The organism is Citrobacter sp. RHBSTW-00986, from assembly GCF_013783065.1.
Taxonomy (GTDB): domain Bacteria; phylum Pseudomonadota; class Gammaproteobacteria; order Enterobacterales; family Enterobacteriaceae; genus Citrobacter; species Citrobacter braakii.
In genome coordinates this window covers 575,870-588,340 of record NZ_CP056200.1, presented here as the reverse complement: position 1 = coordinate 588,340, position 12,471 = coordinate 575,870, and the positions used below count along the sequence as shown (strand labels likewise).

The following is a 12,471-nucleotide window of genomic DNA, read 5'->3' as shown; positions in this document are numbered from 1 at the left end:
TATTAAGCGTCAACTAAACCAGTAATTTGAGATACACGAGAAAGGTCGATATTACCGCCAGAAATAATGCTGACTGTTTTTCTGTTCTGGATATAGCTATCTAATTTCCCGCTTAATAATGCTGCGCAAGCCAGCGCGCCGGCACCTTCAGTCACAACTTTATTTCGCTGAATTAATGCCACCATGCTGTTGCGAATTTCATCTTCGCTGACCAGGACAATGTCATCCACCAACTCACGAACAATTTCATACGTTAAAGTACCCGGGCGGGAAACGTCACAACCATCCGCCAGGGTGCCGGTCGTTCGGTGCGTGGTTATTTCTCCAGCGTGGAAAGAAGCCGCCATGCCATGAACATTTTCAGACTGTACGCCAATAATTTTAATAGTCGGGTTAATAGATTTAATTGCCACTGCAATACCAGCAATCAGTCCGCCACCGCCAATTGGCACAATCACGTTATCGACATCGTACAGATCTTCCAGAATTTCCAGACCAATAGTGCCCTGACCAGCAATCACTTTCGGGTCATCATAGGGTGGAATAAAGATACGGCCTTCAGTTTCCACAATCTCGCTAACCTTAGCGATGGTGTCGTTGAAGTTGTCGCCGTGCAGCACAACCTCTGCGGAATAATCGCAGGTTGCAGCAACTTTAGACTTCGGCGCGCCTTTCGGCATGACCACTTTGCCGTCGATTCCGAGCATGGCGCAGGAGAGAGAAACCCCTTGCGCATGGTTACCTGCAGAGCAAGCCACCACGCCCTTACATCTTTCAGCTTCGGTTAATGAACTGAGCTTGTTAAACGCACCACGGATTTTAAATGAACCGGTACGCTGCATATTTTCAAACTTGAGGAAAATTTCCCCTTTGCAACGTTCACTAAAATAGTTAGAGCGAGGCATTCCCGTTTTATAAATTTTCCCCGCCAGTCTTTTTTTCGCTTCGAGGATATCTTCAATTGCAACTGGGAGATCGTATGTAATGTGCATTAGAACCTCTTACTAGGGTATTAAAGTAAATAGATAGCCGTGACCATTGTCAGAAATAGACAGATGGCGTTGATTTCGTGTTAAAACAAATTCAATCTTTAATCAATTTCAATTAATTGCCTTCGTCTCCGACAATTATATGATGAATACTCTTTGGCTAATTCCACCAAAATAGATGCTGCTTTTTTAATTCGATAATTTTTCGACCATACGGCGGCATAACGCGCGACGGGTAAGGTTTCTTCTACCGGGATAGTAATAAACTGGTTTGAGCCAAATGGTGTGGTCATATCGCAGGGAATTACTGTTAAGAAATCAGCATTGAGAACAAGATTATAAATCGTAACGACGGAGTCTGTTTTAACGATGTTTTCACTGCTGATGCCATTATTTTGTAACGTGGTTAGAAGTTCACTGTAGTACCCCATATTCGTTTGTGGCAACACCCACTGTTCGTTTTTCAACGCGCTCAGCGAGGTGATGCCGGTGCATGTTCGGGACTTGCTGGCAACCAGGATGAAGTCTGACTCAAAGAGCGGTTCAACATGCAGATCGTGCAGTTTCATCTCATCACTTAGCGTACCGATCGCGAAGTCCAGACGCCCGTCACGAATCGCAGGTAAGAACGAGGAGAGCTGAGCTTCATACATGGAAACCTGCGCTTTCGGGAACACTTCTTTGAATTTTTTAATCATGCCGGACATGATGGTGAAGGCAATCAGTGAAGGAAAGCCAAACGACACATCAACGACCGCATTGCTCGTCATGCTGTTCATCTCATCAACCATGTTCTTCATTTCACGGGTAATAGATTCAGACCATGAGAGCATAACCTGACCTGCCTGAGTTAATGTCACACCAGTATTTTTGCGTACGACTAACTCAATACCGAAATAAGCTTCTACATCATTAATGATTTTGCTGACAGCCGGTTGAGTTAAACCTAATTCTTTTGCAGCTGAGCCGATAGAACCACTTCTAATGACTTCCTGAAAGACCACTAAGTGCTGTGTTTTAGGGAGTGTAATAGTATTCATATCGACCTGCGCTAATTACTTTGTTGACGGCAGGAAGTGTACCAAATTAAGCGAACGAGGATATGTGCTACCACTCACAAATCCCCTTGACTTACATTTTGTAAGACTATTATTTAAATTGAAATCACTTAATAATCATATAGATATGAAATATCGATCTCACTTTATCCTGACTTTAATCAAAAAAAGATGGGGGGATAACGATTTTTTATGGCTATAACAACACCATTTTCCCTGCTATTTCTTAAAACCACGAAAGGCTATATTTCAATCAATTACAGAGTAATTACCAGGCAAAACAGCGCTTAAATTTAATAAGCAACTTATCAAATATAATTATATTTTATCGTTTATAGTGGTCAAATAACGTTATGCATCACGTTTTTTAGCCTTATTTGTTTGTAAAGAAACATTGCATTTATTAATATTTAAACCAAAACATACAAATAATCATCACATGCAACATTGCATTAACAGTAGTTTTGTACAATTTATCAGCCAGTAATTTTGTGATGGCGATCGATTGCGTTCGATTATTCTCGATAAAAACGTATCGCGCAGCGTTTTGTGCTAGTCATCACAAAAAAGGAAATATCCCGCAAGACATTCCCTTAGATAAAAGAAGTTCAGCGCGTAAATAAAGGTCAAATAACGATGAGATGAATGGGAAATAAAGGCCAGATTCGTGGTGAACCAACTACAACACGACAGGAAAAACGTCTGCCGGATGGCAGTGTAAACGTCTTATCCGGTCTATAAAGCAAAAAACCTCGCCGAAGCGGGGTTTTTATAAAGAGTGAAGTTGACCGATAAGCCGCGTTCTTTTGAGTATAGCGCCGTGGACAGTCTGCCTACAAAGCAAAAACCCCGCCGAAGCGGGGTTTTATAAGGAGGTGAAGCTGACCGATAAGCCGGGTTCTGTCGTGGACAGTCATTCATCTAGGCCAGCAATCGCTCACTGGCTCAAGCAGCCTACCCGGGTTCAGTACGGGCCGTACCTTGTGAACCCCTATTTGGCCTTGCTCCGGGTGGAGTTTACCGTGCCACGGACTGTTACCAGCCGCGCGGTGCGCTCTTACCGCACCCTTTCACCCTTACCTGATCCCACTTGCGTGGGCCATCGGCGGTTTGCTCTCTGTTGCACTGGTCGTGGGTTTCCCCCCCAGGCGTTACCTGGCACCCTGCCCTATGGAGCCCGGACTTTCCTCCCCTCCGCCCGTCTCCCCCGAAGAGGACGACGACGAAGCGGCGACTGTCTGGTCAGCTTCGGCGCGCAGTATAGAGGGTTTGCGGGGCATTGTCACCCCGCACTGCGCATTCCTATCGCCAACGTGGCGGCGATGTTTCTTGAAGCGCGATAAATATTATCAAATGCCCCACGAAAGGCCTCTTCCAGCGTGCTGATGGTGGTTAATACGCTAAACACCGCATCGATACCATATTGATGCACCACCTCCACATCGCGCGTCAGGCTGCCGCCAATACCAATTACCGGCTTGTGGTACTTCTTCGCGACATTCGCCACACCCACCGGCACTTTGCCGTGAATGCTCTGGCTGTCAATCCGCCCTTCTCCGGTCACCACCAGCGTACAGTCATGAATATGCTCTTCCAGATTGAGCGCCTGGGTCACAATCTCAATACCACTGCGCAACTCCGCACCTAAAAAAGCCATTAACGCGGCGCCCATTCCGCCTGCCGCACCAGAGCCAGGAACGTCTTTCACATCAACCCGCAGCGATTTTTTAATGATGTCGGCATAGTGAGACAGATTGCGGTCCAGTTCGATAATGCGTTCTTCCGTCGCCCCTTTCTGCGGGCCAAAAATGCGCGAAGCGCCAGTATCGCCGGTGAGTGGATTGGTTACATCGCAGGCCACGCGAATTGAGCAGGTTTTTAAGCGCGGATCCAGGCCCGTTATATCGATGGTGTTCAGACTCTCCAGGCTTCCACCACCGTTGCCAATCTCTGTCCCGTTGGCGTCGCAGAGTTTCGCCCCCAGCGCCTGCACCATACCCGCGCCGCCGTCGTTGGTCGCACTACCGCCAATACCAATAATGATGCTCTGCGCGCCGCTATCCAGCGCCTGCAAAATCAACTCCCCGGTGCCACGCGACGTGGTGACTAACGGGTTACGCTTTTCAGGAGGAACTAACGCCAGACCGCTGGCTGCCGCCATTTCGATAAACGCGGTTTTACCATCTCCAGACATGCCCCAGCAGGCATTCACTTTTTCGCCCAGCGGCCCTGTCACCCACGCTGAATGTTCACTCCCCTGCGTAGCGGCAATCATGGCTTCGACCGTTCCTTCACCACCATCGGCAACCGGGACAGAAACATATTGCGCATCGGGGAAAATTTCCCGAAATCCTTTTTCTATTGCCTGAGCTACCTCGGTGGCAGAAAGGCTTTCTTTATAAGAGTCTGGGGCAATTACGATTTTCATAGTTATGTAGCCTGACAGTGCCGCGCAAGGCAAGAAATACAGGGCGCGCATCCGCGCCCTTCTTGTTAGCGAGTGACTTCCACTTTCGCCAGTTTTTCGTAGTAGCATGCGAGTGCGCTATGATCGGCGGTGCCCAGCCCATCAGCGCGTAGCGCCTGCATCATCTCCATGACTGCAGCAGTCAGCGGTAACTGAGCGCCAACGCCATGAGAGGTATCCAGCGCGTTCGCCAGATCTTTAATATGCAGGTCGATACGGAAACCCGGCTTAAAGTTTCTGTCCATAACCATCGGCGCTTTCGCATCCAGTACGGTGCTTCCCGCCAGCCCACCACGGATCGCCTGATACACCAGATCCGGGTTTACGCCCGCTTTTGTCGCCAGCGTCAGCGCTTCGGACATTGCCGCAATGTTCAGCGCCACAATCACCTGATTCGCCAGCTTGGTGACGTTACCCGCGCCGATATCACCGGTATGTACCACGGAACCTGCCATCGCCTTCATCAGATCGTAATATTTGTCAAAAATCGCTTTATCACCGCCAACCATCACCGACAGAGTACCGTCGATAGCTTTCGGTTCGCCGCCGCTTACCGGCGCGTCCAGCATTTCCACGCCTTTCGCTTTCAGCGCGTCGCTGATTTCACGGCTGGCTAACGGCGCGATGGAGCTCATGTCGATCAGCACTGTCCCCGGTTTCGCCCCTTCAATAATGCCGCCCTCTCCCAGCGCCACTTCTTTCACATGCGGAGAATTCGGCAGCATGGTGATGATCACATCGCACTGCTCGGCAATATCTTTCGCCGTGGCGGCGGTTTCTGCGCCTGCGGCAATCACTTCCGCAATGGATTCCGGGTTACGGTCAGCAACCACCAGCGAGTAACCTGCCTTGAGGAGGTTTTTACTCATTGGTTTACCCATAATACCGAGGCCAATAAAACCAACTTTCATTGTCATGTCTTTATCTCTCTCTACTGTCGAGGGGGTTATTTCTTAAAAGAATCAGCCAATTTTTGCGTGGCTGAACGGAACACGCCAAGATCGCTGCCAACGGCAACAAACGTCGCGCCCCACTCCAGATAACGACGCGCATCCGCCTCTACCGGGGCCAGAATGCCGCTTGGTTTGCCGTGTGCTTTCGCGCGGGCAAAAATGTGCTGGATAGCTTTCTGCACATCAGGATGTGACGCATTGCCGAGGTGGCCTAACGCCGCAGCCAGATCGCTTGGGCCGACGAAGACCCCGTCGACGCCTTCTGTCGCCGCGATTGCGTCAACGTTATCAACGCCCTGCTGACTTTCGATCTGCACGATGATGGTGATGTTCTTATTCGACTGCGCAAAATAGTCCGGTACGGTGCCAAACATATTGGCGCGATGGGATACGGACACGCCGCGAATACCTTCCGGCGGATAGCGGGTCGACGCCACGGCGTTCACCGCCTCTTCTTCCGTCTCCACGAACGGGATCAGGAAATTGTAAAATCCGATATCCAGCAGGCGTTTGATAATTACCGGCTCGTTGGTCGGTACGCGCACTACCGGCGCGCTGGCGCTGCCTTTCAGCGCCATCAATTGCGGGATAAACGTCGATATGTCGTTCGGCGCGTGTTCGCCGTCCAGCACCAGCCAGTCAAAACCCGCCAGGCCTAAAACTTCGGTACTGATTGGGCTGGCTAATGCAGACCAGCAGCCAATCTGAATCTGTTGCGCCGCGAGAGCCGCTTTAAACTTATTCGGAAAAATCGTGTTATTCATCGCTTACACCTTTGTTTATTTCTGCAATTCCATACGTTTAATGTCACCGACAATAAACAGGTAGCAAACCATTGCCATCAGCGCCGAGCACCCTACAAACATCAGCGCAGCATTAAATGAGTGCAGCTCGCTCACCAGATACCCAATCACCAGCGGGGTGACGATGGAAGCCACATTGCCAAATACGTTAAATACCCCACCGCACAGACCGACAATCTCTTTCGGCGCAGTATCGGAAATCACCGGCCATCCCAGCGCCCCGAAGCCTTTACCGAAGAACGCCAGCGCCATCAGCGCCACCACCAGGGTGGTGTTATCGGTGTAGTTACACAGAATAATGGTCGAGGCGAGCAGCATTCCGAGCACAATCGGCAGCTTACGTGCCAGAGTGATGCTGAGGCCACGTTTAATCAGATAATCAGAGAACACGCCGCCGAGTACGCCACCGGCAAATCCGCACAGCGCAGGGATCGAAGCCACCAGGCCCACTTTCAGGATCGACATGCCTTTTTCCTGTACCAGGTAAATCGGGAACCAGGTGAGGAAAAACCAGGTAATTGTGTTGATAAAATACTGTCCGAAGAACACGCCGAGCATCATACGGTTAGTGAGCAACTGCTTGATATAATGCAATTTAGGACCGCCTGACTTCACATCACCCGGCTTTTTATGGTCCATATCCACGACCGCGCCGTTTTCAGAGATAAACTTCAGCTCTTCTTGCGACATACGCGGGTGATCGGTTGGGTTATGAATAAACTTTACCCACAGCCCGGTGAGCACAAAACCAATCACGCCCATCACGGTAAAGACATGTTCCCAGCCCCAGGCGAAGGTCAGCCAGCCCAGCAGCGGCGAAAACAGCGCCAGAGAGAAATACTGTGCGGAGTTAAAAATTGCGGACGCCGTACCGCGCTCTTTCGTCGGGAACCAGGCCGCCACGATACGGGCATTCGCCGGGAAGGACGGCGCTTCCGAGAAGCCCAGCATAAAGCGCATGATGAACATTGAAATACCCGCCCAGGCCAGCGGGAACATGTCTACAAAGCCCTGCAGGAAGGTAAACAGCGACCAGAAGAACAGGCTGTAGGTGTAGACTTTCTTTGAACCGAACTTATCCAGCAGCCAGCCGCCGGGGATTTGCATTAACAGGTAAGCCCAGCCGAAAGCGGAGAAAATGTACCCCATTGAGATGGCACTGAGCTGTAACTCTTTCGCCACTTCCGTGCCGGCAATTGACAGCGTTGCACGGTCCGCATAGTTAACGGCTGTAACGATAAATATTATCAGCAATATTAAGTAACGGGTGTGCGTGCCTTTCTTTTTCTCGACAACTGTATCCAGAATCATTCTAATTACCTCGGGTACATTAAATTTTTATTATTATTGGGTAGATATTCCTGGTGATAAATTACTGATAATAAGAACGCATAATAATTTATCAGACGCTATGAAACCGTGATTTAGTATAATCAGCAGCGCAACGTTAATCATTGTGTAAACGCTCATTAAACATGCGTTATTAAAATAATGTTTTGGGCATATGCACACATGCATGGGCGCTAATGCACACATTTACGTATTGCTACCCCTGGTGGGGCGGCCTTGCTGAGTTTAAGTGATCATCATCACATTCTTGGCGATAAACTCCTGACATTCTTATTTCACGATACCGAATCTTTATTACTTATAATTAGATTCAAAATATAAATATCCACACTATTATCACCACCTTGTTGGAGAATACTGGACAATGGCCGACATCGAAATCAGACAAGAATCGCCAACGGCGTTTTATATTAAAGTTCACGAAACAGATAATGTGGCGATAATTGTCAATGACAATGGTCTGAAAGCTGGGACGCGTTTTCCAGACGGACTGGAACTCATTGAACATATTCCCCAGGGACATAAAGTGGCGCTCTTGGATATTCCTGTTCGCGGCGAAATCGTGCGTTATGGCGAAGTGATAGGCTATGCCGTTCGCGATATCCCACGCGGCAGCTGGATTGATGAATCAATGGTTGAGCTACCCAAGGCCCCGCCGCTGGAGACGCTGCCGCTGGCAACCAAAGTGCCAGAGCCGCTGCCGCCTCTTGAGGGTTACACCTTCGAAGGTTATCGCAATGCGGACGGTAGTGTCGGCACCAAGAATCTGCTCGGTATTTCCACCAGCGTGCACTGCGTGGCGGGCGTGGTGGATTATGTGGTGAAAATCATTGAGCGCGATCTGCTGCCCAAATACCCGTACGTTGACGGCGTGGTCGGACTCAATCATCTGTACGGCTGCGGCGTGGCGATTAATGCCCCAGCCGCCATCGTGCCGATTCGTACCATTCACAATATTGCGCTAAACCCGAACTTTGGCGGTGAAGTGATGGTCATTGGCCTCGGCTGCGAAAAACTGCAGCCAGAGCGCCTGCTGGAAGGCACGCACGACGTGAAAAGTATTCCGGTCGAAAGCGCGAGCATCGTCAGCCTGCAGGATGAAAAACACGTTGGCTTTCAATCGATGGTTGCCGATATTTTGCAGGTGGCCGAACGCCATCTGGCAAAACTCAATCAACGCCAGCGTGAAACCTGCCCGGCGTCAGAACTGGTGGTCGGCATGCAGTGCGGCGGCAGCGATGCGTTTTCCGGCGTGACGGCCAACCCGGCGGTCGGTTATGCCTCCGACCTGTTAGTACGCTGCGGTGCCACCGTAATGTTCTCTGAGGTTACCGAAGTGCGCGATGCCATCCATCTTCTGACCCCACGTGCGATTAACGAAGAAGTAGGTAAACGCCTGCTTGAAGAGATGGCCTGGTACGATAACTACCTTGATATGGGCAAAACGGATCGCAGCGCCAACCCTTCTCCAGGCAACAAGAAAGGCGGTCTGGCAAACGTGGTGGAAAAAGCGCTGGGTTCTATTGCCAAGTCTGGCAAGAGCGCGATTGTCGAAGTCTTGTCGCCGGGCCAACGCCCAACCAAACGCGGCCTGATTTACGCGGCTACACCCGCCAGTGATTTTGTCTGCGGTACGCAGCAGGTCGCTTCCGGGATCACCGTGCAGGTGTTCACCACCGGTCGCGGTACGCCGTACGGCCTGATGGCCGTGCCGGTGATAAAAATGGCGACCCGTACCGAGCTGGCCAACCGTTGGTTTGACCTGATGGACATCAACGCAGGCACCATCGCCACCGGCGAAGAAACCATTGAAGACGTGGGTCTGAAACTGTTCGAGTTTATTCTCGACGTCGCCAGCGGGCGTAAGAAAACCTTCTCGGATCAATGGGGACTGCATAACCAACTGGCGGTGTTTAACCCGGCGCCAGTGACCTGATTCCTGAAAGCTAAATTCGATTACAGGTCGGGGAGTTCGCAAACTTCCCGACTTTTTTATCAGATACTCACCAGAACAACCTCAATCCCATGTTTACGTAAACCTTCCAGACTATCCTCTGGAATACCTTCATCAACAATAATCATATCAATCCGCTGGGTATCAATGATCTTATGCAGGCTGGAGCGGTTAAACTTCGTCGAGTCAGTAACGACAATGATACGCTCAGCCACTTCACACATCCGACGGTTGAGACGCGCTTCATCTTCGTTGTGTGTGCTAACACCACGCTCTAAATCGATAGCATCAACGCCAAGAAACAGCATGTCGAAGTGATAATTTTGTAGCGATTGCTCTGCCTGATCGCCATAAAATGATTGCGACTGACGACGCAAATGGCCGCCGGTCATCAGCAGCTCAACCCCTTCGGCTTCCAGTAACGCATTGGCGACATTCATACCGTTGGTCATAGCAATGACGTTGGTTTGCTGGCGCATCAGGCGGGCAATTTCATACGTCGTGGTACCGGAGTCGAGAATCACGCGGTGCCCCGGTTTGATCAACTCCGCGGCGGCTCTGGCAATACTGCGTTTTACCGCCGTATTGAGTGAGCTCTTATCTTCAACAGAAGGCTCCACAACAAGCGTATTGCTTTCGCAAATCAGCGCTCCACCATAGGCGCGTACCGCAATCCCCTGTTTTTCCAGAAAGGCGAGGTCGTTACGAATAGTGACCGTGGAGACGCCAAAAAATAAAGAAAGATCGTTAACCTGAACGCTTCCCTGCTGCCGTAATCGCTGGATGATCTGCTCACGTCTTTCGCTAGTGCCGATAACGCGCTTGTCTGCAGAGGACTCGGTGTTACTCATATGAAATCCTTTAGTTGAATCTTTCGTTTTATTTCGTTTTGTCTATTAACGCCTTTCTTTTACGTGAATGCAAGCCCCGTAAACGGGTAAGAGCCAGACAGACTTACGCTGAAACCTTTCATTGCGTTTCTTTTGTGAAACAGATCGGAAAACCATTATCTTTCGTTTTATTTTTATACCACCATGATGCAGTATTAAATGAAACAAAACGAAAGAATGATGTCGCAGTTATCTGACCTGGAGAGGAAAGTGAAACATCTAACTAAAATGGTCGAGCAGCATAAATGGGGGAAGGCAAACGGGATTTATGCCGTTTGTTCCGCACATCCAATCGTACTGGAAGCCGCAATACGCTACGCCCATGCCAATCATACACCGCTGTTGATCGAAGCAACCTCTAATCAGGTTGACCAGTTTGGCGGCTATACGGGGATGACACCAGCCGATTTTCGCAGTTTTGTCTGCCGTTTAGCCGACTCGCTTAATTTTTCTCAGGATATGCTGATTTTCGGCGGGGACCATCTTGGGCCAAACCGTTGGCAAAATCTGCCAGCAGAAGAGGCAATGGCCAACGCTGACGATCTGATCAAGAGCTATGTCGCCGCAGGCTTTAAAAAGATCCACCTCGATTGCAGCATGTCGTGTACTAACGACCCGGTTCCCCTGACTGATGAAATCGTCGCCGAGCGCGCCGCACGCCTGGCAAAAGTAGCCGAAGAAACCTGTATGGCACATTTTGGTGAGTCTGACCTGGTCTATGTGATCGGCACAGAAGTTCCGGTTCCTGGTGGCGCTCACGAAGCGTTAACCGAACTGGCGGTAACAACGCCGGATGCCGCACGTGCAACGTTACAGGCCCATTATCACGCCTTTGAAAAACGCGGGCTGGAAGGTATCTGGCCACGTATTATCGCCCTGGTGGTACAACCTGGCGTTGAATTCGACCACACACACATCATTGATTATCAACCGCAGAAAGCCGTGGCACTCAGCAAAATGGTGGAAGACTACGACACGCTGGTTTTTGAAGCGCATTCTACCGATTACCAAACGCCACACTCCTTGCGCCAACTGGTGATAGATCACTTCGCCATTCTGAAAGTGGGACCCGCGCTGACCTTCGCCCTACGTGAAGCACTGTTTTCGTTAGCCGCTATTGAAGAAGAATTGCTGCCAGCAAAAGCCAGTTCAGGCCTGCGACATGTACTGGAAAGCGTGATGCTTGATCGACCAGAATACTGGCAGAGCCACTATCACGGCGATGGCAACGCGCGCCGTTTGGCCCGCGGTTATAGCTACTCCGATCGGGTTCGTTACTACTGGCCGGACAACCAGATTGATGAAGCATTCGAACGTCTGGTGCGTAATCTGGCGGATGACCCCATTCCACTGCCGCTAATTAGCCAGTATTTACCCTTGCAGTACGTAAAAGTGCGCGGGGGAGATCTCAACGCCACACCGCGAGAACTCATCATTAACCATATTCAGGACATACTGCAGCAATATCACTGCGCCTGCCTGGGTGCGCCAGATCGTAACGAATAACAAAAAAGAGAAAAATACCATGCCAAACATTGTATTAAGTCGCATTGATGAACGTCTGATTCACGGTCAAGTTGGTGTGCAATGGGTCGGATTTGCGGGGGCAAATCTGGTGCTGGTCGCTAATGATGAAGTGGCTGAAGACCCAGTACAGCAAAACCTGATGGAAATGGTACTGGCAGAAGGGATCGCCGTACGCTTCTGGTCACTACAAAAAGTGATCGACAATATTCACCGTGCCGCCGATCGCCAGAAAATTCTGCTGGTTTGCAAATCGCCTGCGGATTTCTTCCGTCTGGTTGAAGGCGGTGTTCCTGTTAACCGTATCAACGTTGGCAATATGCACTATGCCAACGGCAAGCAACAAATCGCCAAAACGGTTTCTGTAGACGCTGCCGATATTACGGCGTTCAACGGGCTAAAAGCCGCTGGGGTGGAGTGCTTCGTTCAGGGCGTTCCAACAGAAGCCGCCCAGGACCTCTATAAACTTCTCTGAGGTATTCA

10 protein-coding genes and 1 other RNA gene are annotated in these 12,471 nt (G+C 50.1%); 3 read left to right on the top strand and 8 right to left on the bottom strand.

The features are described from left to right. Positions 1 to 2 precede the first annotated feature (2 nt). The 7 genes from tdcB to garP all read right to left on the bottom strand — a co-directional run bounded on the left by tdcB (position 3) and on the right by garP (position 7,581). Positions 3 to 992 (bottom strand): bifunctional threonine ammonia-lyase/L-serine ammonia-lyase TdcB, encoded by a 990-nt coding sequence (gene tdcB, locus HV345_RS02920; protein WP_003828594.1) that lies wholly within the window; start codon positions 990 to 992, stop codon positions 3 to 5. Positions 993 to 1,090: 98 nt separating this feature from the next. Continuing rightward, complete coding sequence (gene tdcA, locus HV345_RS02915; protein ID WP_003828596.1) at positions 1,091 to 2,029, bottom strand: transcriptional regulator TdcA; 939 nt, start codon at positions 2,027 to 2,029, stop codon at positions 1,091 to 1,093. Between the two features lie 891 nt (positions 2,030 to 2,920). Further along, positions 2,921 to 3,297: RNase P RNA component class A (gene rnpB / locus HV345_RS02910), an RNA gene on the bottom strand. Positions 3,298 to 3,329: 32 nt separating this feature from the next. Next, positions 3,330 to 4,475 (bottom strand): glycerate 2-kinase, encoded by a 1,146-nt coding sequence (gene garK / locus HV345_RS02905; protein WP_047358544.1) that lies wholly within the window; start codon positions 4,473 to 4,475, stop codon positions 3,330 to 3,332. A gap of 65 nt (positions 4,476 to 4,540) precedes the next feature. Further along, positions 4,541 to 5,431, bottom strand: coding sequence for a 2-hydroxy-3-oxopropionate reductase (gene garR, locus HV345_RS02900; RefSeq protein WP_181636229.1), 891 nt, complete (start codon positions 5,429 to 5,431; stop codon positions 4,541 to 4,543). A gap of 29 nt (positions 5,432 to 5,460) precedes the next feature. Further along, positions 5,461 to 6,231, bottom strand: a complete 771-nt coding sequence (gene garL, locus HV345_RS02895; RefSeq protein WP_005131731.1) for a 2-dehydro-3-deoxyglucarate aldolase — start codon at positions 6,229 to 6,231, stop codon at positions 5,461 to 5,463. Positions 6,232 to 6,246: 15 nt separating this feature from the next. Further along, a complete protein-coding gene (gene garP, locus HV345_RS02890) occupies positions 6,247 to 7,581 on the bottom strand; it encodes a galactarate/glucarate/glycerate transporter GarP (protein WP_065554768.1) in 1,335 nt (444 codons plus the stop codon). 403 nt (positions 7,582 to 7,984) lie between these two features. On the opposite strand from garP, the gene garD reads away from it, so the two are divergent. Beyond that, positions 7,985 to 9,556, top strand: coding sequence for a galactarate dehydratase (gene garD, locus HV345_RS02885; RefSeq protein ID WP_181636228.1), 1,572 nt, complete (start codon positions 7,985 to 7,987; stop codon positions 9,554 to 9,556). A gap of 59 nt (positions 9,557 to 9,615) precedes the next feature. On the opposite strand, the gene HV345_RS02880 is transcribed toward garD, so the two are convergent. Continuing rightward, positions 9,616 to 10,425 (bottom strand): DeoR family transcriptional regulator, encoded by an 810-nt coding sequence (locus HV345_RS02880; RefSeq protein WP_181636227.1) that lies wholly within the window; start codon positions 10,423 to 10,425, stop codon positions 9,616 to 9,618. Positions 10,426 to 10,692: 267 nt separating this feature from the next. Between HV345_RS02880 and kbaZ the strand changes: the two genes are divergently transcribed. Together kbaZ and agaV are read left to right on the top strand one after the other, a co-directional pair. Then, positions 10,693 to 11,970, top strand: a complete 1,278-nt coding sequence (gene kbaZ, locus HV345_RS02875; RefSeq protein ID WP_232585341.1) for a tagatose-bisphosphate aldolase subunit KbaZ — start codon at positions 10,693 to 10,695, stop codon at positions 11,968 to 11,970. 19 nt (positions 11,971 to 11,989) lie between these two features. Beyond that, the gene (gene agaV, locus HV345_RS02870) at positions 11,990 to 12,463 is read left to right on the top strand and encodes a PTS N-acetylgalactosamine transporter subunit IIB (protein WP_016157550.1); all 474 of its coding nucleotides are present in this window, start codon (positions 11,990 to 11,992) and stop codon (positions 12,461 to 12,463) included. Positions 12,464 to 12,471 lie beyond the last annotated feature (8 nt).

What these genes read in the sequence shown, in the direction of transcription:
- tdcB (WP_003828594.1), bottom strand. Translation starts at nt 992, where the DNA reads ATGCACATTACATACGATCTCCCAGTTGCAATTGAAGATATCCTCGAA.
- tdcA (WP_003828596.1), bottom strand. Translation starts at nt 2,029, where the DNA reads ATGAATACTATTACACTCCCTAAAACACAGCACTTAGTGGTCTTTCAG.
- garK (WP_047358544.1), bottom strand. Translation starts at nt 4,475, where the DNA reads ATGAAAATCGTAATTGCCCCAGACTCTTATAAAGAAAGCCTTTCTGCC.
- garR (WP_181636229.1), bottom strand. Translation starts at nt 5,431, where the DNA reads ATGACAATGAAAGTTGGTTTTATTGGCCTCGGTATTATGGGTAAACCA.
- garL (WP_005131731.1), bottom strand. Translation starts at nt 6,231, where the DNA reads ATGAATAACACGATTTTTCCGAATAAGTTTAAAGCGGCTCTCGCGGCG.
- garP (WP_065554768.1), bottom strand. Translation starts at nt 7,581, where the DNA reads ATGATTCTGGATACAGTTGTCGAGAAAAAGAAAGGCACGCACACCCGT.
- garD (WP_181636228.1), top strand. Translation starts at nt 7,985, where the DNA reads ATGGCCGACATCGAAATCAGACAAGAATCGCCAACGGCGTTTTATATT.
- HV345_RS02880 (WP_181636227.1), bottom strand. Translation starts at nt 10,425, where the DNA reads ATGAGTAACACCGAGTCCTCTGCAGACAAGCGCGTTATCGGCACTAGC.
- kbaZ (WP_232585341.1), top strand. Translation starts at nt 10,693, where the DNA reads ATGGTCGAGCAGCATAAATGGGGGAAGGCAAACGGGATTTATGCCGTT.
- agaV (WP_016157550.1), top strand. Translation starts at nt 11,990, where the DNA reads ATGCCAAACATTGTATTAAGTCGCATTGATGAACGTCTGATTCACGGT.